General features: G+C 63.4%; 22 protein-coding genes. 10 read left to right on the top strand and 12 right to left on the bottom strand.

Annotated elements, in window-relative coordinates; translation table 11 throughout:
* Positions 1–46: 46 nt before the first annotated feature.
* Positions 47–1,201 carry a tRNA 2-thiouridine(34) synthase MnmA gene (mnmA, locus tag AB1K63_RS11610; protein WP_366960322.1) on the top strand — a complete coding sequence of 385 codons (1,155 nt, stop codon included), beginning with the start codon at positions 47–49 and terminating at the stop codon, positions 1,199–1,201.
* On the opposite strand, the gene AB1K63_RS11605 is transcribed toward mnmA, so the two are convergent.
* Entirely contained in the window at positions 1,198–1,548 is a 351-nt protein-coding gene (locus AB1K63_RS11605; protein WP_366960321.1) for a hypothetical protein, read from the bottom strand. The two genes, mnmA and AB1K63_RS11605, sit on opposite strands and share 4 nt — an antisense overlap.
* A 34-nt stretch (positions 1,549–1,582) precedes the next feature.
* Between AB1K63_RS11605 and AB1K63_RS11600 the strand changes: the two genes are divergently transcribed.
* The gene (locus tag AB1K63_RS11600; RefSeq protein ID WP_366960320.1) at positions 1,583–2,704 is read left to right on the top strand and encodes a serine hydrolase; all 1,122 of its coding nucleotides are present in this window, start codon (positions 1,583–1,585) and stop codon (positions 2,702–2,704) included.
* On the opposite strand, the gene AB1K63_RS11595 is transcribed toward AB1K63_RS11600, so the two are convergent.
* From AB1K63_RS11595 to pdxH, 3 genes are read right to left on the bottom strand one after another with little or no spacing between them, the layout of a single operon-like run.
* Positions 2,689–3,486 (bottom strand): PhzF family phenazine biosynthesis protein, encoded by a 798-nt coding sequence (locus tag AB1K63_RS11595; protein ID WP_366960319.1) that lies wholly within the window; start codon positions 3,484–3,486, stop codon positions 2,689–2,691. The two genes, AB1K63_RS11600 and AB1K63_RS11595, sit on opposite strands and share 16 nt — an antisense overlap.
* Positions 3,483–4,424: a cation diffusion facilitator family transporter gene (locus AB1K63_RS11590; RefSeq protein WP_366960318.1), complete on the bottom strand. Its 942-nt coding sequence runs from the start codon at positions 4,422–4,424 to the stop codon at positions 3,483–3,485. Before AB1K63_RS11590 ends, AB1K63_RS11595 begins: the two co-directional genes overlap by 4 nt.
* Positions 4,421–5,026: a pyridoxamine 5'-phosphate oxidase gene (gene pdxH / locus AB1K63_RS11585; protein WP_366960317.1), complete on the bottom strand. Its 606-nt coding sequence runs from the start codon at positions 5,024–5,026 to the stop codon at positions 4,421–4,423. The genes AB1K63_RS11590 and pdxH overlap by 4 nt, the downstream gene beginning before the upstream one ends.
* A 102-nt stretch (positions 5,027–5,128) precedes the next feature.
* On the opposite strand from pdxH, the gene AB1K63_RS11580 reads away from it, so the two are divergent.
* The 3 genes from AB1K63_RS11580 to fabI all read left to right on the top strand — a co-directional run bounded on the left by AB1K63_RS11580 (position 5,129) and on the right by fabI (position 7,890).
* Positions 5,129–6,076 carry a DnaJ C-terminal domain-containing protein gene (locus AB1K63_RS11580; RefSeq protein ID WP_366960316.1) on the top strand — a complete coding sequence of 316 codons (948 nt, stop codon included), beginning with the start codon at positions 5,129–5,131 and terminating at the stop codon, positions 6,074–6,076.
* A gap of 145 nt (positions 6,077–6,221) precedes the next feature.
* Positions 6,222–7,067 (top strand): YihY/virulence factor BrkB family protein, encoded by an 846-nt coding sequence (locus AB1K63_RS11575; protein WP_366960315.1) that lies wholly within the window; start codon positions 6,222–6,224, stop codon positions 7,065–7,067.
* Between the two features lie 19 nt (positions 7,068–7,086).
* Positions 7,087–7,890: an enoyl-ACP reductase FabI gene (gene fabI / locus AB1K63_RS11570; protein WP_366960314.1), complete on the top strand. Its 804-nt coding sequence runs from the start codon at positions 7,087–7,089 to the stop codon at positions 7,888–7,890.
* A 51-nt stretch (positions 7,891–7,941) separates the two neighbouring features.
* Here the strand turns inward: fabI and AB1K63_RS11565 are convergent, their stop codons facing one another.
* Entirely contained in the window at positions 7,942–8,643 is a 702-nt protein-coding gene (locus tag AB1K63_RS11565; RefSeq protein WP_366960313.1) for a polysaccharide biosynthesis/export family protein, read from the bottom strand.
* Between the two features lie 466 nt (positions 8,644–9,109).
* On the opposite strand from AB1K63_RS11565, the gene AB1K63_RS11560 reads away from it, so the two are divergent.
* The 3 genes from AB1K63_RS11560 to AB1K63_RS11550 all read left to right on the top strand — a co-directional run bounded on the left by AB1K63_RS11560 (position 9,110) and on the right by AB1K63_RS11550 (position 13,972).
* Positions 9,110–11,323, top strand: a complete 2,214-nt coding sequence (locus AB1K63_RS11560; protein WP_366960312.1) for a polysaccharide biosynthesis tyrosine autokinase — start codon at positions 9,110–9,112, stop codon at positions 11,321–11,323.
* A gap of 76 nt (positions 11,324–11,399) precedes the next feature.
* Entirely contained in the window at positions 11,400–12,608 is a 1,209-nt protein-coding gene (locus tag AB1K63_RS11555; protein ID WP_366960311.1) for a tetratricopeptide repeat protein, read from the top strand.
* On the top strand, positions 12,605–13,972 hold the full coding sequence (locus AB1K63_RS11550; protein WP_366960310.1) for an O-antigen ligase family protein: 1,368 nt from the start codon (positions 12,605–12,607) through the stop codon (positions 13,970–13,972). Before AB1K63_RS11555 ends, AB1K63_RS11550 begins: the two co-directional genes overlap by 4 nt.
* A 7-nt stretch (positions 13,973–13,979) precedes the next feature.
* Here AB1K63_RS11550 and AB1K63_RS11545 read toward each other — a convergent pair whose 3' ends face one another.
* Positions 13,980–15,377: a hypothetical protein gene (locus tag AB1K63_RS11545; RefSeq protein ID WP_366960309.1), complete on the bottom strand. Its 1,398-nt coding sequence runs from the start codon at positions 15,375–15,377 to the stop codon at positions 13,980–13,982.
* A 152-nt stretch (positions 15,378–15,529) separates the two neighbouring features.
* Positions 15,530–16,774: an O-antigen ligase family protein gene (locus tag AB1K63_RS11540; RefSeq protein WP_366960308.1), complete on the bottom strand. Its 1,245-nt coding sequence runs from the start codon at positions 16,772–16,774 to the stop codon at positions 15,530–15,532.
* 179 nt (positions 16,775–16,953) lie between these two features.
* On the opposite strand from AB1K63_RS11540, the gene AB1K63_RS11535 reads away from it, so the two are divergent.
* Positions 16,954–18,237, top strand: coding sequence for a glycosyltransferase (locus AB1K63_RS11535; RefSeq protein ID WP_366960307.1), 1,284 nt, complete (start codon positions 16,954–16,956; stop codon positions 18,235–18,237).
* A 212-nt stretch (positions 18,238–18,449) separates the two neighbouring features.
* The gene (locus AB1K63_RS11530) at positions 18,450–19,730 is read left to right on the top strand and encodes a hypothetical protein (protein WP_366960306.1); all 1,281 of its coding nucleotides are present in this window, start codon (positions 18,450–18,452) and stop codon (positions 19,728–19,730) included.
* Between the two features lie 8 nt (positions 19,731–19,738).
* On the opposite strand, the gene AB1K63_RS11525 is transcribed toward AB1K63_RS11530, so the two are convergent.
* The 5 genes from AB1K63_RS11525 to AB1K63_RS11505 all read right to left on the bottom strand — a co-directional run bounded on the left by AB1K63_RS11525 (position 19,739) and on the right by AB1K63_RS11505 (position 25,168).
* Positions 19,739–20,755 (bottom strand): sulfotransferase, encoded by a 1,017-nt coding sequence (locus tag AB1K63_RS11525; RefSeq protein WP_366960305.1) that lies wholly within the window; start codon positions 20,753–20,755, stop codon positions 19,739–19,741.
* A 121-nt stretch (positions 20,756–20,876) separates the two neighbouring features.
* Positions 20,877–22,001 (bottom strand): glycosyltransferase family 4 protein, encoded by a 1,125-nt coding sequence (locus AB1K63_RS11520; RefSeq protein ID WP_366960304.1) that lies wholly within the window; start codon positions 21,999–22,001, stop codon positions 20,877–20,879.
* Between the two features lie 10 nt (positions 22,002–22,011).
* Positions 22,012–22,638, bottom strand: coding sequence for an acetyltransferase (locus AB1K63_RS11515; RefSeq protein WP_366960303.1), 627 nt, complete (start codon positions 22,636–22,638; stop codon positions 22,012–22,014).
* Positions 22,638–23,240 (bottom strand): sugar transferase, encoded by a 603-nt coding sequence (locus tag AB1K63_RS11510; RefSeq protein WP_366960302.1) that lies wholly within the window; start codon positions 23,238–23,240, stop codon positions 22,638–22,640. Before AB1K63_RS11510 ends, AB1K63_RS11515 begins: the two co-directional genes overlap by 1 nt.
* On the bottom strand, positions 23,237–25,168 hold the full coding sequence (locus tag AB1K63_RS11505) for a nucleoside-diphosphate sugar epimerase/dehydratase (protein WP_366960301.1): 1,932 nt from the start codon (positions 25,166–25,168) through the stop codon (positions 23,237–23,239). The genes AB1K63_RS11510 and AB1K63_RS11505 overlap by 4 nt, the downstream gene beginning before the upstream one ends.
* Positions 25,169–25,206: the final 38 nt, after the last annotated feature.

Here is a 25,206-nt window from a genome sequence, read left to right as displayed (position 1 = left end):
GGATCGGGGATGGAAAGGCGGGGCCGCCTCCTGTATGGACGCAGTCATGCCCGACATTCTGGACACCCTGACCGCGCAGGACGCGGAGCGCCTGTTCGACCTGCCCAGGCCCGCCGCGGACAGCACGATCGTCGTCGCCATGTCGGGCGGTGTCGACAGTTCCGTCGTCGCGGCACTGGCCGTGGCCAGCGGTGCGAAGGTCATCGGCATCACGCTCCAGCTCTACGATTACGGTGCCGCGACCGGGCGCAAGGGCGCCTGCTGCGCCGGGGACGACATCGCGGATGCCCGCGCCGTCGCCGACCGGTTGGGCTTTGCGCACTATGTCTTCGATCACGAAAGTGCCTTTCGCGAGGACGTGGTCGAGCAGTTCGCCGACGATTACCTTGCCGGACGCACCCCGGTGCCCTGCATCCGCTGCAACATGGGACCCAAGTTCACGGACCTGTTCGCCATGGCGCGCGAGCTGGGCGCGGATTGCCTTGCGACCGGGCATTACGTGCGGCGGGTGATGGGTCCCGTGGGACCGGAACTGCACCGCGCCCACGATCCCGCACGCGACCAGAGCTATTTCCTCTACGCCACGACCGAAGACCAGCTCGCCTATCTGCGCTTCCCGCTGGGTGGACTGCCCAAGTCCCAGGTGCGCGACCTTGCCGGCGATGCAGGCCTGCGCAACGCGGCCAAGCCCGACAGCCAGGACATCTGTTTCGTGCCCGACGGCGATTACGCCAAGATCGTGAAGTCGCTTCGCCCGGAAGGCGGCCGCGCGGGGCGGATCGTCCATGCGCAAACGGGCGAGCATCTGGGCGATCATCGCGGCGTCATCCATTACACGGTCGGCCAGCGGCGCGGGCTCGAAATCGGGGGCCAGCCCGAACCGCTCTATGTCGTCGAGCTCGATGCGACGAGCGCCGAAGTTCGCGTCGGCCCCAAGGCGATGCTCGCGACCCGGGCCGCGCGGATCGTGGAGACCAACCGCATCGGTCCGCTTCCGGACGCGCCGCTGACGGCCAAGGTCCGTTCGCTGGCGAAGCCTGTCCCGGTCGTGCTCGACGGTCCGCTCGGCGATAACGCGGCAGTCACCTTGCGGTTCGAGCAGCCGGAATACGGCGTGGCGCCCGGCCAGGCGGCGGTCATCTACGCCGGGGAGAGGGTTCTGGGCGGCGGCTGGATCGACACGACCGAGCCAGCGGCCTAGCCTTCCCACTCCTCCAGCACGCATCCGTATCCGTCGCGCAAGGTCGCGCGGCTGGTCGCGATCAGCGGGAAACGGGCCGTGACCGTCTTCGTCTCGTCGTCGTCGGAGAGGGTGACCAGTTCCATGCCCGCCAGCTTGTCCTTGGCGCAGTCCTCCAGCGACCGGTCCGCGACATAGCGGCACGAACAGGCCACGCGGGCGGCATAGGCGGTGCCCGCCTCCGCATTGCCGTAGATCATGGTGCGATTGAAATAGAAGGCGGCGGCAAGCACCGCGAGGACGGCCAGCGCGACCCAGCGCCATGCTTTCCATCGTGACGTGCCGCGCGCTGTTCCGGATTTACGCATTGAATTTCGGGACCCCTTCGGCGACTGACCTGCCATGATTTCGCGACTCCCTATCGCCTTGCTCCTGTCGCTGCCAGCCCTCGCCGCGTGTGGTGGGCAGGATCCCGAGCCGGACCCCCTGACCCCCGAGGCGCTCGAGGCGGTGTCGCAGGATCCGGGTGCCGCACGTGACCAGCTCGCTCGGCAGGTCGACGACCTGTTCGCGATGGAAGACGCGCTGGGCGAAACGCGCGCGGTGGTCGTCTATCACGCGGGCGAGATCGCGGCGGAGCGATATGCACCCGGTTACGGACCGGACACCCGCTTCATCGGCTGGTCCATGTCCAAGACCATCACGGCAGCGCTGATCGGACTGCTGGTTTCGGACGGGCGCCTCAATCTGGACGACCGGGCGCCCGTTCCGGCGTGGCAGCAATCGGGCGACCCGCGCGGCGAAATCACCCTGCGCCAGCTGCTGCAGATGCGGTCCGGCCTGCGCCACACCGAGGCGGGCGATCCGCCGTACGATTCGTCCGAGGTCCGGATGCTGTTCCTCGACGGGCGCGACGACATGGCCGCCTGGGCGGAGGAGCAGCCGCTGGAGGCGGAGCCGGGCGAGAAGTTCGAATACTCCAGCAACACGACCGTGATCCTGGCGGACATCGCCGCGCGCGCGCTGACCGACAGTAACGATCCCGATGTGCGGCGGCAGGCGGTCGATCGCTATCTCAAGGAACGGCTGTTCGAACCGCTCGGCATGACCTCGGTCGTTCCCGAATACGATGCATCGGGCACGCTCATCGGTGGCAGCCTGATCCACGCGACCGCACGGGACTGGGCGCGTTTCGGCGAATTTCTGCGTACCGGCGGATCCTATCGGGGCACGCAGATCCTGCCCCGCCGCTGGGTGGAACTGATGCGGACGCCGAGCCCGGCAAGCCCGCAATACGGCCTGCAGACCTGGATCAACCGTCCGACCGGGGAAGAGCAGCATCCCCTGTTCCCGGACCGGGCGGACGAGAACGTGTTCGCCATGATCGGCCACATGGGCCAGTACGTGCTCATCTCGCCCGAGCGCAGCCTGACGGTCGTGCGCCTCGGCCATTCGGATGCGGAAGAGCGCCGCGTGCTGCTGCAGCAGCTGGCCGACGTCGTCGAGCTTTATCCCGGCAGGTAGAAGGTCCCTTCGACCACCGTGGCGCACTGGCCGCCGAGCCAGGCCCGGTCTCCGTCAAGGCGGCAGACGAGGTTCCCGCCGCGCTGCGATGCCTGGTGGGCCGTGAAGCGGTCCCTTCCCAGCCGCCGGGTCCAGAAATGAGTCAGCGCCGCATGGGCCGAACCCGTGACGCTGTCCTCGTCGACCCCGCCGCCCGGGACGAACACGCGGCTGACGACATCGGTGCGCGTCCCCGGCGCGGTGCAGATGAACTGGTCCGGGCCGAGCCTGCCGAGCCCGCGAATGTCCGGATCGAGCGACCGGACCGCGGCCTCGTCTTCGAAGAGGAGGATCCCGTAGCCGTCCGGATTGAGCCAGACCTCGGCAGGCTTTGCGCCGAGCAGGGCGACCGCTTCCGGCCACTCCCCGCGCTCGGTCGGTATGGCGGGCAATCCGACCTCGTAGCCCGCATCATTGCGCCGGACCTCGAGCGTGCCGGCGCGCCGCGTGCGGAAGGTCACCCGTTCGCCCCCGTCGCGCCCCAGCAATACGTGGCCGCTGGCCAGCGTCGCGTGCCCGCACAGCGCGATCTCGCAAGTGGGCGTGCACCAGCGCAATTCCCAATCCGCATCCGGCCCGTCGTCCTTCACGAGGAAGGCAGTCTCGGCGAAGTTGTTCTCCTCGCCGATCGCGATCAGGCGCTCGTCGGACGGCCAGGCGTCTAGGATCATGACCGCCGCCTGATTTCCGGCGAAAGGCGCATCGGCAAAGGCATCGACGTGCCAGTAGGGAATCGGTGTCATTCTTCCTCCTCCAGCCTGGCGAATTCGTCCTGTTCGACCAGCGTATTGCCCGGATTGTCGACATGGCCGGCCGGATCGATGTGGATCAGCAGCTCCATGTCCGGGAAGTGGGCGCAGAGGTCTTCCTCGACGCGCTCGATTACCTCGTGCGCAGCGGCCACGGACATGGTCCCGGGCAGGTCTACATGGAACTGCACGAAATCGCGCGTGCCGCTCGTCCGCGTGCGCAGGTCGTGGAGCTTGCTCAGTTCCGGGTGGCGGGACGCGACTTCGACGAAGCGCTGTCGCCGGTCCTCGTCCCACTCGCGGTCCATCAGGTGGTCCACCGCTTCGCCCGCCGCCCGCCAGGCACCCCAGGCAAGCCACGCCGCGATGCCGAGGCCGAACAACGGGTCGATTCCGGTGAGGCCGAGATACTGGTCGAGCGCCAGCGCCGCGATCACGGCGAGATTGAGCAGCAGGTCCGACTGGTAGTGGACATGGTCCGCGCGGATGGCGACCGATGACGTCCTTGCAAGGACGAAGCGCTGCCACGAGAGGAGCGCAAAGGTCGCCGCGATTGCCACGAGCGAAATGGCGATGCCTTCGTCCGCCCGCCCGACCGCACTCCCGGCCAGCAGGCGCGCGATCGACTGCACCGCGATGGCCCCGGCGGACAGGGCGATGAGCATGACCTGGAAGATCGCCGCCAGCGCTTCCGCTTTCCCGTGGCCGAACCGGTGGTCGTCATCGGCCGGCCGGCTGGCGATCCAAACCCCGGCGAGTGTCGCGAGGCTGGCTATCAGGTCCAGCGCGCTGTCGGCCAGGCTCCCGATCATGGCGCTCGACCCGGTGCGCCATGCGGCCCAGAGCTTCAGCCCGACCAGCAGCGACGCGACCGAGATCGAGGCGATCGCGGCGCTCCGCCGGAGCCTGTCGGTCCGGGCGGGATCGTTCACGGGTAGAGCAGCGTGTCGGCCCAGCCCGCGCCGTCTCGCAAGAACCGGCGACGGTCGTGGAGCCGGTTGGTCCGGTCGAGCCAGAACTCGAAGGCCTCGGGCACCAGCCGGAACCCCGTCCAGTACGCGGGCCGCTCGACTTCCTCGCCTTCGAACCGGCGTTCCGCCTCTTCGAACCGATCGACGAATTCGCCGCGGTCCGGCAGCGGCCGCGACTGGTCGGACGCAACCGCACCCAGTTGCGACTTGCGCGACCGGCTGTGGAAGTAATCGTCCGCCTCGCTGGCCGAAACCTCGCTCAGGCGGCCCTCGATCCGGATCTGGCGGCGCAGCGACTTCCAGTGAAACAGCAGGCTCGCCTGCGGATTGGTGCGAATTTCGCCACCCTTCCGGCTCTCGGCATTGGTATAGAAAACGAAGCCGTCGGGACCATGGTCCTTCAGCAGCACCATGCGAACAGACGGCGCACCTTGCGCCGTGGCAGTCGCCAACGCCATCGCATTGGGGTCGTTGGGTTCGGACGCTTCGGCTTCGGCCAGCCAGTGCGCGAACAGGGCGAACGGATCGCTCGCCGGTATCTCGCTTTGACGCGGTGTCGACATGGCCCCTCCCCTAAGCCTGCGAAATCGGGCAGTCCAGCGGGACGATGGCCGATAGCGATGCGGCTTGCGCCGGGGGACTGTTGCACCTAGCTGATACGCCCGATGGCAGCCGCTTCCGATCCCTACGCATTGCTCGGCGTTTCGCGAACCGCGACCGAGTCCGACATCAAGAGCGCCTATCGCAAGCTGGCCAAGGAACTGCACCCGGACCGCAACAAGGACAATCCGGACGCGGCCGATCGCTTCTCCAAGGTCACGCAGGCCTATGACCTGCTCTCGGACAAGGAAGCCCGGGCTCGCTTCGACCGGGGCGAGATCGATGGCGAAGGCAACCCTGCGCATCCCTTTGCCGGTCAGGGCGGATTTTCGGGGGGCGGAGGTGGCGGCCGCACCTACCGGTCGCAGGATTTCGAGGGCTTCGGCCGCGCGGAGATGGACCTCGGCGACATATTCGAAGGCCTGTTCGGCGGCGGCGGACGCGGTCCGCAGGGCGGCTTCGGGCAGCAGCGGCGCCCGTCCGCCCCGCCACGCAAGGGTGCGGACATCGGATACCGCCTGCGGGTGCCCTTCACCGATGCGGCCACCCGGGCGGACCAGCGGATCACGCTGGCGGACGGCAAGACCATCGACCTGAAACTCCCTGCCGGCGTCGAAGACGGCACGCAGATGCGCCTCAAGGGCAAGGGCGAGCAGGGTCCGGGAGGCGCCGGCGACGGCATCGTCACGATCGCGATCGACCGCCACGCCTTCTTCCGGCGCGACGGCGACGACGTGCGCATGGACCTGCCGATCACGCTGGACGAGGCGGTCGAAGGCGCGAAGGTTCGCTGCCCCACCGTGGATGGTCCGGTCATGCTGACCATCAAGCCCGGCACCGGCGGGGGCACGGTCATGCGGCTCGGCGGCAAGGGCTTCACCCGCAAGTCCGGCGGGCGCGGCGACCAGCTGGTCAATCTGGAGATCCAGCTGCCGGACGACCTGGCGACCCTTGCAAAACGACTGGAAGGCTGGAAGGACACGAGCGAACCGCGCAGCAAGCTCGGGGTGTAAGCCTTTGGCAAAGAATATCATTGCCGACCCTCAGGCTCGGCGCCTCCCGACGCATACGCCGGAGGGGCGGCGCGACGAGGCACGCCGGGGCATCAAGGCCCGGGTAAAGGGCCGGGTTGGGCCCGGCACGCGCATCTACCAAGTCGTGAAGCGCGTCGTCCTGGGGGTATTCGAATCCGGCCTGATGCATGCCGGCAACCTTGCCTACATGGCGATGTTCACGATTTTCCCGTTCTTCATCCTCGGCGCCGCGATCTTCTCGGCCGTCGGAGAGGAAGGCGAACGGGCGGCCACGATCAATGCCGTGCTGCTGGCCCTTCCCCCGGTGGTCGTGGACGTCATAGAGCCCGTCGCGCGGAACGTCGTTGAGGCCCGCACGGGCTGGGTCCTGTGGGTGGGCGGGCTGATCGGCCTGTGGAGCGTTTCCAGCCTGATCGAAACCATCCGCGAAATCCTGCGCCGGGCTTACGGAACGGAAGCGACGCTCGCCTTCTGGCGCTACCGGCTGTTCTCCTTCGCGATCGTGATCCTGGCGGTCGTCCTCCTGATGGCCAGCCTCATCGCGCAGGTCATGATCGGGATCGCGCAGCAATATATCGAGGCCTATTTCCCCTGGCTCACGGACGCGCTCGCGGAACTGTCGCTGTCGCGGCTGGTCCCGGCCGTCGGGCTGTTCGGATCGCTCTACCTGCTCTTCTACACCCTGACGCCGCACGACTATCGCAGCCGGCGCTACCCCAAATGGCCCGGCGCGCTGCTGGTTGCGGGCTGGTGGATCGCCGTGACGCTCGCCCTGCCGCCCATCCTGCGCAGCTTCTTCACCTACGACCTGACCTATGGCAGCCTTGCGGGGATAATGATCACGCTGTTCTTTTTCTGGCTCGTGGGCCTTGGCATGGTATTCGGCGCGGAACTGAATGCGGCGCTGGCCGAAACGCCCGAGGAAGAAGAGGCGGACGAGGTGCCACCCGATCCCGCCGCACGGATTTGATACGACAGGAGCATTTGCGATGGGCGATCTGATGAAGGGGAAACGCGGGCTGATCATGGGCCTCGCGAACGACAAGTCCCTCGCCTGGGGCATCGCCCAGAAGCTGGCTTCCGAAGGGGCGGAGCTTGCCTTCACCTACCAGGGCGAAGCGCTCGCGAAGCGGGTCAAGCCGCTGGCCGAACAGCTGGGATCGGATTTCACCTTCCCATGCGACGTCGCCGACATGGACGCGCTGGACACGGCTTTCGCCACGCTTCGCGAACGATGGGACACGATCGACTTCGTCGTCCATGCGATCGGCTTCTCGGACAAGAGCGAACTGCGCGGCAGGTATGTCGACACCAGCCTCGACAACTTCCTGATGACGATGAACATCTCCGCCTATTCGCTCGTCGCGGTGACTAGGCGCGCCGCGGACATGATGCCCGATGGCGGATCGATCCTGACGCTGACCTATTACGGCGCCGAAAAGGTCGTGCCGCACTACAACGTTATGGGGGTCGCCAAGTCGGCGCTGGAAACCAGCGTTCGCTACCTGGCCAACGATCTGGGGCCGCAGAACATCCGGGTGAATGCCATATCCGCAGGCCCGATCAAGACGCTGGCAGCCAGCGGTATCGGCGACTTCCGCTACATCCTCAAATGGAACGAGCTGAATTCGCCCCTGCGCCGGAACGTGACCATCGAGGATGTCGGCGGATCGGGGCTGTACTTCCTGTCCGACTTGGCATCGGGCGTGACGGGCGAGGTCCATCACGTCGACGCGGGATACCACACGATCGGCATGAAGCAGGAAGACGCACCGGACATTGCGCTCAGCTGATACGCTCAGCCGGACGGGGTCAGCCCCTTTCGGAGCCGTCTGCCCAAGCCGTCAGAGGCGCGTGAACAGAGCCAGGATTGGCACGAACCGGACGAAGTCGAGCGTGTCGAGACCCGGTCCGCTGCCTTCCAGGATGACCACGTCGCCCGGTCGCACGAAGGGATTGGGTTGCTGGCCAAGCTGCATCTGCGTCAGATCGAAGCCCGCCACGTAGCTTTCCCCGCCCGATCGCCGCAGCACGACGACCTTGCGCGTGGCGGTCTCCGGGTCCGCGCCGCCAGCCAGTGCAACGGCATCGAGAAGCGTCAGTGTCGGCTGCGAGGTGAACATGCCCGGACGGCGCACCGCGCCTTCGACCGAGAATTCGCGCCGGACGGTTTCGGTGACCTGGACGTTGATCGAGGGATTTTCGAGGTAACGCTGGCCGTAACGGTATTCGAGATTGCGGGCGAGATCGCTGGGCGAAAGGCCTGCTGCGGGCACTTCGCCGATCAGGGGCAGGCTGATGCTGCCGTCGCCGTCGATCCGGTGGTCGCCCGACAGGTCCGGCGCGCGATAGACCCGCACTTCGACCTTGTCACCGACCGTCAGGGGATAGGGCCTTGCGAGAAGTTCTTCGGCGGCCGATCGGTTTTCCGCGTTGAATTCGGCGGTCGGAGCCGGGACCTCGTAGTCCTTGAATTGCGGCGAAGCGCAGGCCGAAAGCTGGAAGACAATCCCCGCCAGCAGGATCAGTGATTTGGCGTTCAGCAATTCGTATCTCGCAAATTGAAGTGTCGTTGACCAACCAGCGTCAATTCGCCGCTCCATCGCAGCAAGCTCCGGCGATGGCAACCGCTTTCGGGGGTCGGACGGCAGGGCGAAGCGACCGTCCGACGGGCAGCGGGCCGGGGACCGGTGGCGCCCTGCCGACACCCGGCGAGGCGCATGACAGGCTCGTGCCGTCGCACGCGGGATAAAAAGCCTTTTGCGCGGGAACATTCTCCGCTACCCCCTTTGCTGTCTCCACAGACATTTGGAAGTGCAGGGCCAGGACCAGGATTTCGCACCCAAGGGTGGACAGATCGTGCAATGTGCTTTCCAGTTTATCTTCAGCATGCAGCTTCGCCCGGAAATCCGAGATATCGCATCTCGGCTCCGGAAGCACGAAGCGCAAACCAGTCCGCGATGACGAAGGGATCGGCAGTTGGTTGTTAACAATAATGGAATTGGCGAAAACGTGCCGTTCCGCGCCGGCCAGTTGACGACGGGGAACGGTGCCGCGGCGGATGCGCCCGGCCATGCCGCCGGCGGCGGATTTTCCAGCCTGTCCCTGCCCGTCCTGCTGGTCACGATCCGGCGCCAGAAATGGACCATTGCGGCGCTGGCCGTGCTGGGCCTGCTGGCAGGCCTGCTGATCACGGCCCTGACCACGCCCGTCTACGAGGCTACCGCGCGGATCGAGGTGAACCCCGAAGCGCAGGCACTGGCGGAAGTGGACAGCCAGTCGCCGCAGGGCGCCAGCATCGATGGAACCTATCTCCAGACGCAGGAAGAGCTGCTGCGCACCCGGACCCTGCGTGAGCGGGTTGCACGCGAGCTGCGTCTCGACGCCGCGCGCGGCGGGGACGAAGCCGGCGCGCCGCGCCAGAGGCTGGAAATGGCCGTTACCGAGCTGGAGCGTGCCGTCACGATCAACAACCTGCCGGATACGCGCCTGTTCGAAATCGTGGTCGAAAGCGCCGATCCCGAGCAGGCGGCGCAGGTCGCCAATGCCTATGCCAGCGAGTTCATCGAACTGAACATCGAATGGCAACTCGAAACGGATGCCTATGCGCGCGACGTGCTGGCGAAGCAGATCGCCGAGACACGCAGCAATCTCGAGGATTCAGAACGTGCGCTCGTGACCTATGCGCGCAACCGCGAGATCATCACTCTCGCTTCCCCCGACCAGAGCGGCGAAGGGGAATCGCTTGCCACGCGCAGCCTCGCGGAAGTGAACGGCGCACTGATCGAGGCCCGCGCGCGCCGCATTGCCGCGCAGGAGCAGCTTCGCTTCGCCACCAACAACACGCCGTCGACGAATGCCGGTTCGGCCGCGCTGACGACGCAGCTCGCGCAATTGCGCGCCGAATACCAGCAGAAGCGGGACCTGTTCAAACCGGACTACCCGGAAATGCAGGCCCTGCAGCAGCAGATCGCATCGCTCGAATCCTCGTTGCAGAACATTCGCAACCAGGACCGCAGCCAGTCGCGCGACGCGCTCCAGTCCGCCTACAATGCGGCGCTGGGTGAAGAGCGCCAGCTGGAAGCACAGCTGGACAGCCTGACGTCTTCCGCGCTCACCGAACGCGGGGAATCCATCCAGTACAACATTCTGAAGCGCGACGTGGACACCAACGCCGCGCGGTACGATGCCCTGCTGGAGCGGTTCAAGGAAATCGGCGCGGCCGGGACGGAAGTGCAGAACCTGATCAATGTCGTCGATCCGGCGGCGGTCCCGCGTTCGCCGGTCCGGCCGAACATGGTCATCAACCTGCTGCTGGGCCTTATCGCCGGCCTCGCCATCGGTATCGTCGTGGCGGTCCTGTCCGGGCTCCTGAGCACGAAGATCCGCGGCCAGCGGGACGTCGAACAGCTGCTGCAGCAGAAGTTCATCGGCGGCATCCCCTTCGGCGAAGACGGCGAAAGCGTGGCGATCGCGCTCAACGATCCCAAGACGCCGATCTACGAATCCTTCGTATCGGTCGCCAACCGCCTGCGGTTCTCGACCTCGCAGGGCTTCCCCAAGCTGCTCTCGCTCACCAGTACCGTCCCCAACGAAGGCAAGTCCTCGACCGCTTACGGCATCGCGCACATCCTCGCGCGCCAGGGCCGGCGCGTGCTGCTGATCGATGCCGACTTGCGCATGCCGACTTTCCTCGGCTTCGAGCGTGGGGAAGGTGTCGACGCGGTGCAGGACCAGGTTTCCTCCAACCAGGGCCGCGGCCTGACGGACGTGCTGGTCGGCGAAGCGCAGCCTTCCGAAGCCATCGTCTCCATCAACGACAGGCTGCACCTGCTCCCGAGCGGCCAGGTGCCGCCGAATCCGGCCGAACTGCTGTCCAGTGACCGCTTTGCGAACCTGCTGTCGGAAGAACTCGAATCCTACGACAACATCATCGTTGATGCCCCGCCCGTCTTGGGGCTGGCAGACGCGCCGATCGTGGCTTCCGTCGTCGGCGCCACGCTGTTCGTCGTGCAGTTCAACAGGGCGACGAGTTCTGGTGTCCGCAGCGCGATCCAGCGCATCCAGGACAACAACGGCTCCATCATCGGCGTCGTCCTCGCCCAGACCAAGCCGGAAGAAACCGACGAAGCCTATGGCTACGGCTACAGCTACGCCTATTCGTACGGACAGGGCAGTTCGGAACCGCGCGGTCTTGCCAAGGTGTTCGGATCGCTGAAGCGCTGATCCTGCCGACCGACCTTCGCGAAATACCCTGCGGTTTGAACGAATGACGCCAGACGCCAGTTCGACGAGAAGGCCCGTGACCGCGTGGGTCGCCGGCGCGCTCGCTATTTCCGGAGCTGCACTCGTGCTGTTCAACATGCAGGCGCAGGTCATCTCGCGCCTGTCGGGTGAAGCAGCGGCACAGGCACTCAAGCCGGTCCCGGCCAGCGGAATTGCGGAACTGCACGCGAACTTCCGCCGGGACGGACGGGCAATGGTGGGCGGTGGCGCGCCCGATCCCTCGCTGGTCCGGTTCGTCAACGGGCGCCTTCCCTTGAACCCCGTGCCCTACACCTCCGCCGCGAATGCGGCCCTCGCCGCGAACGAGACCGACCGGGCGATCGGGCTTCTCGAATTCGCCCTGCGGCAGGATCCGCGGAGCAAGCCTGTCCGCCTGGCCCTCGCCCAACAATACCTCGCCATCGGCCGAACCAAGGACGGGGCGCGGGAGGTGTTCGCGCTTGCCGAATTGCCCGGCTCCATCGGCGAACTGATGATGTCGGTCGTGCGCCAGGGCAGCGTGGACCCCGTCTTCCGCCGCAACATCCTCGAACTGGTCGAAGAGCGGCCTGAGCGGGCCAATTCCTACTACCGCTACCTTCGCGGGGACGACGCGGTGTCGTTGCCCCTCAGTCTCGCGCTCATCCGGCAAGCCCCGCCGACCGGTTCGAACGCACGGGCGATCCTTCCTCTTCTTATCCGCGCCGGGCATGTCGAGGAAGCCCGCCTCCTGTACCGTCATAACAATCCGAGCCGAGCGGGTGGCGCAATCGCATGGCCGGTCGACCCATCCTTCGCCGAGGGTTTCGGCAACGGCATCTTCAGCTGGAAGGACGTGGCTTCGGACCGCGGCCGTGCCGCGCCGATCGGCCCATCGGCATGGGGTGCGCAGCGCGCCCTCGCCGTCAGTTTCGAAGGCGGGCCCGAAACTCTTCTGCTGCAGCAGACGACGGCTATGCCGGCCGGAACCTACCGCTGGACGCTGCCCTACCACGTCGATCTCGTCCGGGGCGGCGCCAGCACATTGACCTGGCGCGTGCGGTGCGAAGGCGGGGACGTCGTCGGCACGGCAGCGATCGAAGCGCCCGACGAAGGCGAAGGCAGCACCGGCCTCTCGGTCGTCGTTCCGGACGGCGAGGCATGCCGCACCCAGACATTCGAATTGCTCGCCCGCTCCGAGGATGAAGGCGCCGAAATCGACATTCAGTTCCGCGGTTTCGAAACCCGCGAAGGGGCAAGTCGATGATTGCCCGCCTGTTCGAACCGCGTCTCATGCTGCCTGCCTATCTCGCGCTGTGCGTGGTGCTGGGCGGATCGAGCAGCGGGGGTGCTGTCGCCAATGCCCTGCTCCAGTTGCTCGGCCTAGCGATCCTGTGGTTTGCCGCGACCCAAGAGCGCGCGGTTCCGGTCGCCGGGGATATTCCGGGCCGGTATTTCAAATGGCTGATCCTCGCGACCTGCGGCTGGATCGTGGTCCAGTTCGTCCCGCTCCCGTCCGGCCTGTGGTCGGCGATACCGGGACGGGCGAACGTAGCGCAGGGCATGGAACTGCTGGGCAACGAACCGGGCTGGCGCCCGCTTGCGATCGAATGGGAACGCGCCATCGCATCCGCCCTGTCCTTCATACCGCCCTTCGCCGTACTGGCGATGGCGCTCCGGGCGGAGCCCGATACCATCACCAGGGGCATCCTCGCCATCCTTGCGGCCACGGTCCTGGCAGCCGTTGTCGGCGTCGCGCAGATCGCGGCGGGCGACGGATCGCCGCTCTATTTCTACGATATTACCTCGGTCGCATCGTCGGTCGGCTTTTTCGCCAACAGCAACCACTTTGCGACACTGTTCATCGTCTGCGCCGCGTTGGCGATCGTGGGGATAGAGCCGGACCGCACGGGCCGTGGCGGGGGATCGTTCGCCTGGCTCGCCTGGCTCGCCTTTACAGGTTTCCTGCTGGCGAACGTATTCCTCAACCGCTCCCTTGCCGGCCTTGCGCTCGGCATGATGGTCGCGGCCTACTGCGCGACCTTCTTCATTGCGCGCCTCGGCAGCCCCGCGATGCGCTGGGGCGGCATCGGCATCATCGCCCTTGGGGGACTGGCCGCGATGATGTTCGCCGTCTTCGCCCCACGCAGCCTGACGGAAAAGCTGTTCGTCCAGACGACGGACGTGGGATCGCGGACCTATATCTGGGACGGCACCTACCAGGCGATCGTCGACACCTTCCCATATGGCATAGGGCTCGGGAATTTCCGCTGGTTCTATCCGCAGTACGAAGACCCGAACGTCATCCTGTCGGTCTATATCAACCACGCCCACAACGACTGGCTCGAATTCATTCTCGAAGGCGGGATATTCGCCGTCGCGATCCTTGGCCTGCTCGGTATGGTGCTCGCCCGGTCGGCGCGCCGCCACCTTCGCGGAAACCTGACGCAGATCGTGCGCCGGGCCGCGCCCTACGTGGTGCTGCTGGTAATCGCGCTCCACAGCCTCGTGGACTATCCGCTCCGCACGGCAACCATCGCCGCCGTCGGCACGCTGGCCCTGGTGATGGCGATGCGCGGACTGACCTTCGAACCGGACAGGCTGCTTAGAGGCGAGCGCATCCGCGGCTGAGATCGCGTCAGCCGGACGCGGTTAGGGATCGCATGGCGATTCCCTTGACCGCGCGCAGTTTCCCATTGGCCCCGCGTTCGAGCGTGTCGACCTCCTGTACCTCGATCTCCATCCGGCCCAGGCGCGCCTCGAGTTCGTCGATCACGCTGGCAAGCTGATCCCTCCGGTACCCCGCCGTCATGTCGGGAACGACCCGCAGGGCGACCCGGCTTTCGGAAACCTGTTCGATCTGGCTTTCCACGATGGTGGAGGGCATCTTCTTGAACACCGGATCCAGCCGGCCGACCGGGCCGCGGTCGGGACTGACTATCAGGTCTTCCTGCCGGCCGGTAATCGCTTTCACCACCGGCATCGCCATTGAGCGGGCCAGTCGCCCCGGCTCGAACGCGATTGTATCGCCTATGCGATAGCGGATCAGCGGAAATGCGTGGGTCGTGAAACTCGTGACGAGCATTTCCCCCTCGGGCGATCCATCAGCCGTCTCGATCAGGCCGGTATCGGTATTGAGGATCAGTTCGCCGAATTCGTCTTCGGTGACGAAAGGGGCACCTTCGCTGGAAGCGTACTGGTTCCCGATACGGCTGCCCGGAAAGGCGCACGTGATCTCTTCGCGCTGGAAATCCTCCAGCGTTTCCGCCGTTGTCATGATCAGGCGCGGCGCGATCGTACCCGCCATACCCCGACGGTTCACATGGCGCGCCAGCAGGAAGATGGCCGACGGATAGCCGTCCAGCATTTCCGGAGCGAAGGACTGCAGCTTCTCGACATACGCGTCCAGGTTTGCCGGGGTCATGTGATAGGTCGACATCAGCAACTGGTTGGCGGCATGATTATGCCGCCAGAAAATCCCGTTGCGCTCTGCCGAGGGAAATAGCGTCCGTCCCGAGAACCGCACCGAGCGGGAACTAGGCTGGATGCCGAACCGCCGGAGCATCCGGTAGAGATAGGCGAAGCGGCGCTGGGTGTCCTCCGGCGTATAGGCGACCCGGATGGGCGTCCCGGTCGTACCGGACGTGGACACGGCCTGAAGACCCTGCATCCCGATCGTGGAGCGCGCCTGGATCTCGGAGGTGTGGCTGCGCAGCTCCTCCTTCTCGAGCGGCGGAAATCGCCGGATGTCTTCGAGCGATACCAGATCGCGGGGATGCACGCCGGCCGCATCGTATTTCGCCCGGTAGAAAGGGGACTGGTCGTAGGCATGGGCGACGAATGCCTGCAGGCGCGAAAGCTGAAGCCGCGCAAGGGCGCCCGGATCCAGCTTCGCGTCGCGCTCCGCTGCGGCGAGATGATCGCGGAAAGCCCCACCGAACCGCGCACGTCGGAAGCGCCACCCCTGCACGCTGATCGCCAGGTCCTGCGCAAAGACCGGTAGTCGCGCGTAGATCCGATCTATCCTGGAAGCCACCCGAAACCCTTGCGCCTGACCGTCATTGGAGCCATTCGCGTAGTCCCCGCCCGGCGAGGCAGCAACCGCAAATCAGAAGTCCTCCATTGGTAACGCTGGCAATCCTCGAGAACCATTGTCCGTCAACACTAAGGGCAAGGTGGATTGAGGAATTAAGCCGAGCGTGCGAAAACGTTGCCTGTTTGATAGATCGATGGGCCAGTTCGTTGGGCCGGAAGCTTAATTGATGACTGTCTCTGGTAGCGTTTGATCAGAAACGCTCCGAACATGATCACCGCGTAAGCTATCCAGAATTCACGCTTTCGGACGTGATAGGTATAGCCCCAACTCACTATCAAACCGCAGACCATGGGAAATGCCAGCCGCATGAAGCGATTTTCCATGAGCCGGCCGGCGCCCGCCTTCCAAATTGTCCAAAGAAGGTGACCGAGAAAGAGCAGATACACGAGAAACCCAAGAATTCCCGTGGACGACAAGATCGACAGGGGTGTCGAGTGTATTTCGTATTTTTCGGTGTACTCACCGACGATGTTGTTCGGTCCGACGCCTAACAAAGGACGATCTTGGAAAGCGCGCAACGCAGCAGCCGAATTCTCACCGAAAAACTTCGTCATGAATTCGTCTACCGAAAAATTCGTTACCTTTCGCTCGAAACGACTTTCGAGACCGGACACATTCTGGACAGCAAAGTCATAGATTTGGAATACAACTGGCGTAAGCACCAACGCTATCACGAAGAAAGTCAGGTTGCGCCTACGGTCCTCCAGAGATCCGGTCAGGGCGGCGGCGAGTAGCAGCCCTACCAGTCCAACGGAGAAGCCAAGCAACGCAGCGCGCTTTACCGTGAGGACGAGACACATGACGATGAGCAGCATCGCCATCACGTTGAAGGCAGATCGGCGGATCAGACCGACCACCATTGCGGGGAGTAGTACGGCCAGTGCTGTCCCGAAATAGGTGCCAGCCTGGCCTGTGTTACGGAACGTACCGACAAGGCCGCCGACTTGGCGCCCACCAAACCAGTTGGGAAACACGAAGAATTGGAGCAGACACAGGACGGCCACCACCGCCGCAGCATAAAAGAACGCGTAGAGCACGTCCGACAGGCTGAAATCGCGGGCATTAACGCACAGATTGAACAGCGCGATGCCAACCACGAAATTGAACAGGTGGACAACATATTCGATAATGCCGTCGCCGGGCCTCGTCGCGAGCAGCAGGGATGCAAGCATCATTCCCATGAAGGCGAGGTAAAACCAGAAATTGGCTTCCAGCCTGATCCTTCCGCTCATCAGGAAGGCCGGCAGGAACAGGCCCAGGGCGAGCAGGTCGGCTTCGATGACGCGACCTGCCACGCCCTGACCGGCTTCGCCTTCGACAGTGGTGAACGCTGCCATCAGACAGTAGAGCGAAATCAGGAGCAGGGTCGGGATGCGAGGCATGATCTGGTTCGCGCCTAGAGCCGTTACCCCGACTGGGCAATGAACGATTCCGGCGGGCAGTTCTCGATTGCCCTTAAGGGCCCGGCTCCTCTAGGGCCGGGGCGCCCCCGAAAGACCAGCAAGAGCCGAACAGCATGCCGTCCTGCTTGATCATCAGCTATGGCTATCCACCCTCGTCGTCACCCGCAGCAGTACGAATGTCGCGACTTGTGCGAGGCTTGGGCGAGCGCGGCTGGACGCCCGCGGTCCTGACGGTCGGAAAGGCTGCCATGGTCCGCTCGCGCGGGCTGGACGACCCCCTTGCCGGTGAACCCGATCGCGTCCTGCGCTACGACGATCCGCTTGCAGCGGTCGCAGCGAACGCGTCCGAAAATACCGCGGACAGCAGGCGCAAAGGCTTGGGAGGCATGCTGAAGGCTTTTGCCAAAGGACTGCTTTTTCCGGATCGTACCGTGCTCTGGGCAATGCGTCTAAGGGCCGCGCATTCGGAACCGCTTGTGGCCAAGGCGCAAGTGATCCTGTCCACGTCCCCGTCCCTCGCATCGCACATCGCGGCCTATCGCATTGCCCGGAAGACCGGTGCGGCCTGGGTGGCCGAGTTTCGCGACCCGGTCAGCTGGCTTCCCGAGAAGGACGAAACCGGACCGGTCCGCCGCAGGTTGCTGGCGCGGCTCGAACGATGGATCGTCGGCAGGGCGGACGCCACCGTCACGATGTCCGACACCTTCACCGAGTATTTCAAAGGACTTTATCCTGACGCGGAAATTCGAGCGGTGCCAAACGGGTCGGATTTCGATCCAGATGCGATCCAGGCAAAAATGAAAGCACGGGAAGCACGGCTGGCCGCTGCTGATCCTGACACTCCGTTGATATTGCTACACGCGGGCGCTCTGTACGGTGGAGCACGTGAACCTGGGCCGATCATTCAAGCCGCAAAGAAGGCTGCCCTGCAGACAACGCGTCCAATCCGCCTGAAATTCATCGGATCGGATTCGTACTTGGCGGCGGAGGAAGCCAGTCGGCTCGATGCGACTGACATCGTGGAAGCGGTCCCAGCGCTCGACCACGCCGCTACTGTTCGCGAAACCGAGCAAGCCGATGCTGTTCTGGCAATGCTGCATCGCGATCCGGTCGGAAGAGTCAGCATCATGAGCAAGTTCTTCGATTATATCGCAACGGGCACTCCGATCCTTGTCGTTGGCGAACGCTGCGCCACTCTATCAAAGATTGTGGAGCAAGAGGGCGCCGGGGCTGCGAGAGAATATGATGACGTGGAGGGGATGACCCAATGGATCGTGCGGCTCGAGAGGGAACCGCAAACGATGTCCTACGATGCCGTTGCCGCCAGCGGGAATTGGTCAGCGGACCGCATGGCAGAACGAATGTCACTGGTCTTTCAGCACGTCCTCGGACGCTAACAACAAACTTGAAAGCGCCAAGTTCGTAGGTTCCAGACAGCAGTCGGCGGAAGATATGCTCCCGCACTTGATATCAAGAGCCAACTGACCCACCGCGATCATCTGCTGGATGCTTTCATCTTCCGCGTTGTTCGTACGCCGCACATCTCGAATACAATCCTTCGTGAGAGAACTGCAGCTTTGATCGTCGGCGACCAAACCAAGGCCGTTTTATGAACCGTCATTCCCTGGCGAAGCTTTTTCAGCGCGACACCATCCTCGGTATATCCAACGGTTATCTGGCGGTCGGAGGCAATTTCCTGCTGCAGATCCTTCTGGTCCGGCTCTTGGGGCAGTCGAGCTTCGGGTTGTTTGCCCTGCTTCGCAATAACAGCCAGATGATCGGCGGTTTCGCTGCTTTCGGTCTCGACTCCGTGGTAATCAACCGGATCAAGGGGGAGCGCGACCAGGCGATGATCCGGGAAAGCGGTCGAAGGCTGTTCTGGTCCTGCCTTCTGATCGTGGCGATGCTTGCCTTGCTCTTTTGGCTGCCGATAACCTTTCTGGCTGACTACGACATCCTATCGTCTCAGGCGCTGTGGCTCACCTTGTTTGCAGGGTGGTGTCTGGGTTCCACGATCATTCTCACCTCGCAGGTCAGGGCTTATGGCAACAGCATCGCCGCGCTTTTCATTCAAAGAAGCGTCGCTCCGATCGCATTGATTGCGTCGATCATGGGATTGCTGTGGGCAGACCTGCTCGACTTGTTTTCGTCCGCTCTGGCTTTCGCGGGGACGAGCCTGATTGTCTTTCTCCTTGCCGTTGCCCTTTTGGTGAAAACGTGGGCGGCGCTTCCCTCCAAAGCTGTTGACGGGGACAGGATCGAGCCAGTTGTTCCCCTCATGAGGGAGGCACTCCCGTATTTTTTCGTGGCCCTGAGCGGCATAGCGGGCAGCCGTATCCCCATTTATGTGGGCGGCTTGATCCTGTCGTTCGCGCAGCTGGGAAGCCTCGTACTCATGACTTCGGTCGCCGGACTGGTCATGATCGGACTGTTCTCGATCAATCTGCTGTATGGCCCCAAGGTAGCCGAGTGCTTTGCGCGCGGCATGACCAGGGAAAGCCACGATGGGTTGATGGGGGAAATCCGCTTTTTCGCCCTTCTTTCGACGATAATCGGGATCGCCGGTGCGGCCATCGCCCTGCCGGCCATCAGATTTCTCACCCAGGAAGAAAACCTGATCCCCCTTTTGCCGTTCAGCCTCATCGTGCTTGCCGCAATTATCGGCAGCTTGGCGAACATACCGTCGACAGTACTCAAATTCGCGGGCAAGCAAGTGATGCTTGCTCGCATCACGAATGTATCAATCCTCGTTAAAATCGCCCTCGCTGTAATTTTGGGCATTCAATTCGGATTGATCGGCTTTGCTATTGCCGAATTTGTACAAGCGATCTCGATCGGGACGCTCGTCAGGCATCAACACGCAAAATTAGTCCGGGACTTACCAAACTAAAAGCGCGACTAGCTGACAAAGCTGAATGGAATGCTCCGCGCAGAAAGGCGGTGCCTTGCGAGAGAGGCCGAGTACCGAAAGTAGGCCGGCACCAGAAGGCCAATTTTCGGAATCGCAACACTGACCTCTTCTTCCAGACCTGAGGTCGAGTACCCCAAGAGTTTCTGTAGTTCGATCGGCTCAGGAGCCGACTCTAAGTCGATTGATCTCAGGAACGGTTCGCTCGGCCGCATACGTTTGAATGCGTCAATCACACGCGGCGGCAACGCCTTACTTCGATCCCATTCGGGTGATGGCGATATCGCGTCGTTCACACCGTGGGACCAGGTTTCAAGTTTCGTAGTGCCCGAAACCTGTCCCGTCTGGCTTAAAATGCTGGCATCGAAATGCTCGTTCAGGAAAGCGAACAGGTTTTCGAGCGTCTCCGCAGGGTTTCGAGTGAAATCTTCGTATCTCACTAGTTCGATATTAATTTTGTCCCTTGCCGAAAGCAGGGCCAAATTACTCAAGTACCACCGCGCGACGGCAATTTCCGGAGAGAAGCCACGACGTATGAGAGAACTTATTACGAAACGTGCATCCCTTGTGATGCCTATAAAGAAAGCGTCAGGGATTGCCCTCGCCAGCCTTGTAAGGGCGAACGCATTTGCAGGAGTTTTTTCAAGCCATCGCTCTTTCCGGTCACGCTCCCGCGCCTGATCTAAAAAAGCGCGAACGATATCGACGTAACTCATTCCTGACCGAACAAGATCAGAGATTTCGGATTTGCTTAGACCGTATTGATCGTAATTCGTGAAACAAGCCCGGTTCTCGCAGGCTATTCGCCTTCTATAACCTTTATCAAGCCAAATCCTGAATTCTTTGTCAACTTTCTCTTCGGGTGCATCTATCCAATCAGGCTTATCGAACGCACTAAGTTCTCCGCGTTGATATATGCTTTTTGATCGACCAAGCACGTTAGCTAGGAGAGTACTGCCAGAACTAGGTGCATTGCCCAAGATTATGGGGTGCTTACTTGTAATCACGCTAAATGTTCTCTCTATTATGAATTACCTGGCAGACAGATGTCGGATTTTCTCCGTACCATTCGGTCTATGAAATAAAGAAGGTTATTGACAGTCAACCGCATTTTCTCGGACGATCGCGTCACAGCCTCATTGCCGCGCGCATGTCTGCATTCACTTTCTCGACCTCGAAACAATCCCTGACAATTTCGAGACTGCGGGATCCCATCGCATCGTAGTCGGCATTACCCGAAAGGAACGCGATCATCGCGTCAGCGAGGTCTATTTCATCCTTTACAGGGACGAGAAAGCCATTCTCGCCCTCCGCAACTGTATCCCGGCATCCGAACGTCTCCGTGGTGATGACCGGGCGGCCGTGCGCCATGGCTTCGAGCACCGTGCGCGGCATTCCTTCTCCGTAGCTGGGAAGGACATAGACATGCGACTGTGCAAACACACCGCGGACGTCCGATTGCGGTCCGAGATAGTCCAGCGATTTCTCGATAAAGGCCCACTCCTCCGGCAAATAGCTTAGTGGATTACGGTCGTAATATCCGGCCAAGAGGAAGCGAGCCTGCGGATATTTCTCCCGAACCCGAGCGGCGGCCTTCGCGTATTCGAGGATGCCCTTGTAACGCACGATCCTGCCGACAAGCAGGAAAGCGATCTCGTGCGGACCGCCGACTTCGGGAAACGGCAGGGGAGCATAGTGATCGAGATCCACGCCCGATCCGTTGACCACCACGGCCTTTCGCGGTTGCCGGAGGATGCCGAGGTCGAGAAAAGTGCGGCGGTTGTCGGCGTTGTGAAAGATCACGGTATCGCAGGCCGCGCAAGCCGCCCGATAGAGGTTTCGCACGAGAGGCGGGACGATTTTCGCCTTCCAGCCTTCTTCGCCGGCCATGAACCCGTATCCGAGGCCAGTCACCATCATGGTCACGTGCGGAACACCGGCGAGCTTTGCAGCCAGGGCGGTGTAGATTGCCGGCTTCGGCGTATATCCAAGAACGACGTCGGGCTTGTGCTCGCGCACGGTCCCAACGAGTTTAGCCAGCGAGGTCAGGTCGCGAAGGGGGTTGAGGCCCTGTCCGTCGATCGGACTGTCGTCCGTCGCGATACCGCGCTCGGCGCACCAGGCCAGCATATCGTGATCGAAGTCCGGCGCGATCGCCACGACCTCGTGCCCGCGCTTCCGGATCGATTCGAGCAGACGCCCGCGAAAATTGCGTAAAGAAAGGGCGACAGAACAGGAGAACAGAACCTTCATCTACAGGCCGTCAGGGCTTGCGACGCTGAAGCTGTGCCGCGGGATTACCGACCCATGTTTCTCCGGCCGGCACATCGCGCGTGACCACTGCACCCATTCCGATGACTGCGCCTTCCCCTATCGCAATTCCCTGCCGGATGATCGCTCCGGTTCCGATATAGGCGAAATCGCCAATCGACACGTTGCCATTGCAGCAGACACGCGGTGCGAAAGTGACGAAATCGCCGATGACGCAATCATGGGCGACATACGAGTAGATATTCGCATGGAAGAATCGGCCGATCTTCGCGTTGCTGGTGATCTGGCTAAAGCCGCAGAAAATCGCCCCTTCGCCAATCTCGTTGTCAGAACCGGAAAGCACGCCGGGGTCGAACAGGCTAACCGCAGAGATGCCGGACTCCCGCAATCGCGTGGCCAGCTTCTTTCGGACGCCCGCGTCGGCGATGGCGAGTGCGACCTGCTTTTCCCCCTCCCGTTCGCGGAAAGCATCCCAGGTAAGTACCGGCTCCGCCGTCCTAGTCTCGGAGTCTCCCTGGTCGTCGATGAAGCAATATTCGGCTTCGCTGCCGAACTGGCGCTTTGCCAGAGGCATGACCTCCCTGCCAAAACCGCTTGCCCCGTATATTCCGATAAGCATCAGTCGCGACCTCCCCTTGCCCCCGTAAACCGCGGCATCGTGGCTTCGCCTGCGGCGTTGATGCCTTCGCGGCGGATCACTTTGAGCGCGGTCAGGACCATGATCCTGGCGTCCAGCAGCAGGCTGCGCCGGTCCACATATTCCACATCGAGCGCGAATTTCTCGTCCCAGCCGATCGCATTGCGGCCGTTTACCTGGGCCCAGCCGGTGATGCCCGGCCTGACTTCGTGACGGCGCGCCTGCTCCTGCGAATATAGCGGCAGGTACTCCATCAGGAGCGGGCGCGGCCCGACGAAGCTCATGTCGCCGCGCAGGATGTTAATGAGTTCGGGCAGCTCGTCGATGCTGCTGGAGCGCAGGAAACGGCCGAAATCGGTCAGTCTGCGGCTATCGGGCAGCAGTTCGCCCTGTGCGTCTCGGCCGTCGGTCATCGTGCGGAACTTCAGGATTTCGAACGGCTTGCCGTGGAGTCCGGGGCGAGTCTGGCGGAAAAGCACGGGCGAGCCGAGGCGGAAGCGCACGAGCAAGGCGACGACGGCCAGCAACGGCGCCAGGATCACCAGCAAAAGGGCGGACAGCACGATGTCAAAAAAGCGCTTCATGCGGCCAGCCCCGGTGTCTGTTCCGCGTCGGACGGCCTGAAGCCCGGGACGAGCTCGCGCAGCTTGGCGCGGATCGCGTCGCCCTCTCCTTCGCTGGCCATGGCATCCAGCCGCGCGATCTCACCTTCCAGTCGGACCCAGGGGAGGAAATCTTCCTGCGCCTGGAAGATGCGCGGGTGTTCCGTCGGATGGGCTTCGGCTCCGATCAGGAGTTCCTCGTAGAGTTTCTCGCCCGGACGAAGGCCGGTTTCCACGATCTCGATATCGCCGTCGGGATTGTCGGGACCGCGCACGGTCCGGCCCGAAAGGCGGATCATCGTGCGCGCGAGGTCCATGATCTTCACCGGCTGGCCCATGTCGAGCAGGTAGACCTCGCCGCCGCGGGCCATGGCGCCGGCCTGAATCACCAGCCCTGCCGCTTCCGGAATGGTCATGAAGTAGCGGGTGATGTCGCGGTGGGTGATCGAGACCGGCCCTCCATGGGCGATCTGTTCGCGAAAGCGCGGGACGACCGAGCCGGAGGATCCCAGCACGTTGCCGAAGCGCACCATGGAGAACACGGTCGGGCATTCGACGCGCGAGAGCGCCTGCAGGATCATCTCGCATACGCGCTTGGACGCGCCCATGACGTTGGTCGGCCGGACCGCCTTGTCGGTGCTGACGAGGATGAACCGTTCCACCCCGATTTCGCAGGCGGCGAGCGCGCAGTTGAGCGTCCCGCGCACATTGTTGGAGACGCCCGAGACGACGTTCGCTTCCACCATCGGCACGTGCTTGTAGGCGGCCGCGTGATAAACCGTGTGCGGGCGGTAGCGGGTCAGGATGCGCCGCGCGCTGGCGGCATTGTCGACCGAGGCGAGTTCGGGGACGATATCGACCTGCAGGTTCCGTTCCGTCGCCAGCGTCCGCAATTCGCCGTCGATCGCGTAGAGCGCCGCCTCGGTCATTTCGACCAGCACGATCCGCTCCGGCCGCTGGACCAGGATCTGGCGCGACAATTCGCCGCCGATGGATCCGCCCGCGCCCGTTACTAGCACGCACTTCCCCTCGATCGTCCGGCTCATCAGGGCCGGATCGGGCTCCACCGGATCGCGGCTCAGCAGGTCGGCCACGTCGATCGGGCGCAGATCGCTGACCGATACCTTGCCGTCGACGATCTCTCCCAGGGCAGGCAGGGTCAGCACATGGATATCGCTGTCCTGCAGCCGCTCCACCAGCTTGGCGCGCGTGCTGCGCGGCATGCTGGGAACGGCCAGCAGCACGATCTCGATACCGTGGCGCTCCAGCGCGCTTTCCATGTCGAGGGTCGAGAAGATCGGCACCCCTTCGAGCTTCCGGCCAGCCAGCGCCGGATCGGCATCGAGATAACCGATCAGCCGGTATTCGCGCTCGTGAGCGATCGAGGCGGCCAGTTGCCGTCCCGCCGACCCCGCACCGTAGATCAGCACGTTGCGCCGCGCGTTCCGCTCCCCGAACAGGTCCACCAGCACGTAGCGCGCGATGATCCGCGACAGCGCCACCAGCGCGAAGAACACCAGCGGGAAGAGGATGCTGAGCGTGCGAGGCACGCCGGATATCGACACGACGCCGAAAATGACGACGGACGGTATCGCCAGGACGGCGCAGCAGAATGCCAGCTGCGTCATGCCGCGCGGTCCGTGGAAGCGGAACAGGTTGGAATAGACCCCGCCGAAATAGAAGATCGGCAGGAACATGGCGACCTGCGCCACGATCATGCCGCCTACCGCGGGAGAAACGACTTCCCAGTAGCCGAGCCGAATGGAGAAGGAGACGAGTACCGCGACGATGCAGCAGAGCACGTCCACCGCGACCGCCAGCAGCCGCTTGGAATTGCGATCGGCACGCAGCAGCGACGCGGAAATACCGCGTGCCACCGAAATCCCGAATTCGGTCGGTCGTGCCTTCATACAATACTCGCGGCTCGCGCCTGGCACCCATCAAACCC

Origin of the sequence: Qipengyuania sp. JC766, from assembly GCF_040717445.1 — a bacterium.
Taxonomy (GTDB): domain Bacteria; phylum Pseudomonadota; class Alphaproteobacteria; order Sphingomonadales; family Sphingomonadaceae; genus JC766.
This window is presented reverse-complemented; position numbering and strand designations above follow the sequence as displayed.

What these genes read in the sequence shown, in the direction of transcription:
- AB1K63_RS11505 (WP_366960301.1), bottom strand. Translation starts at nt 25,168, where the DNA reads ATGAAGGCACGACCGACCGAATTCGGGATTTCGGTGGCACGCGGTATT.
- AB1K63_RS11600 (WP_366960320.1), top strand. Translation starts at nt 1,583, where the DNA reads ATGATTTCGCGACTCCCTATCGCCTTGCTCCTGTCGCTGCCAGCCCTC.
- AB1K63_RS11510 (WP_366960302.1), bottom strand. Translation starts at nt 23,240, where the DNA reads ATGAAGCGCTTTTTTGACATCGTGCTGTCCGCCCTTTTGCTGGTGATC.
- AB1K63_RS11550 (WP_366960310.1), top strand. Translation starts at nt 12,605, where the DNA reads ATGATTGCCCGCCTGTTCGAACCGCGTCTCATGCTGCCTGCCTATCTC.
- pdxH (WP_366960317.1), bottom strand. Translation starts at nt 5,026, where the DNA reads ATGTCGACACCGCGTCAAAGCGAGATACCGGCGAGCGATCCGTTCGCC.
- fabI (WP_366960314.1), top strand. Translation starts at nt 7,087, where the DNA reads ATGGGCGATCTGATGAAGGGGAAACGCGGGCTGATCATGGGCCTCGCG.
- mnmA (WP_366960322.1), top strand. Translation starts at nt 47, where the DNA reads ATGCCCGACATTCTGGACACCCTGACCGCGCAGGACGCGGAGCGCCTG.
- AB1K63_RS11520 (WP_366960304.1), bottom strand. Translation starts at nt 22,001, where the DNA reads ATGAAGGTTCTGTTCTCCTGTTCTGTCGCCCTTTCTTTACGCAATTTT.
- AB1K63_RS11605 (WP_366960321.1), bottom strand. Translation starts at nt 1,548, where the DNA reads ATGCGTAAATCCGGAACAGCGCGCGGCACGTCACGATGGAAAGCATGG.
- AB1K63_RS11530 (WP_366960306.1), top strand. Translation starts at nt 18,450, where the DNA reads ATGAACCGTCATTCCCTGGCGAAGCTTTTTCAGCGCGACACCATCCTC.
- AB1K63_RS11515 (WP_366960303.1), bottom strand. Translation starts at nt 22,638, where the DNA reads ATGCTTATCGGAATATACGGGGCAAGCGGTTTTGGCAGGGAGGTCATG.
- AB1K63_RS11580 (WP_366960316.1), top strand. Translation starts at nt 5,129, where the DNA reads ATGGCAGCCGCTTCCGATCCCTACGCATTGCTCGGCGTTTCGCGAACC.
- AB1K63_RS11535 (WP_366960307.1), top strand. Translation starts at nt 16,954, where the DNA reads ATGCCGTCCTGCTTGATCATCAGCTATGGCTATCCACCCTCGTCGTCA.
- AB1K63_RS11540 (WP_366960308.1), bottom strand. Translation starts at nt 16,774, where the DNA reads ATGGCAGCGTTCACCACTGTCGAAGGCGAAGCCGGTCAGGGCGTGGCA.
- AB1K63_RS11595 (WP_366960319.1), bottom strand. Translation starts at nt 3,486, where the DNA reads ATGACACCGATTCCCTACTGGCACGTCGATGCCTTTGCCGATGCGCCT.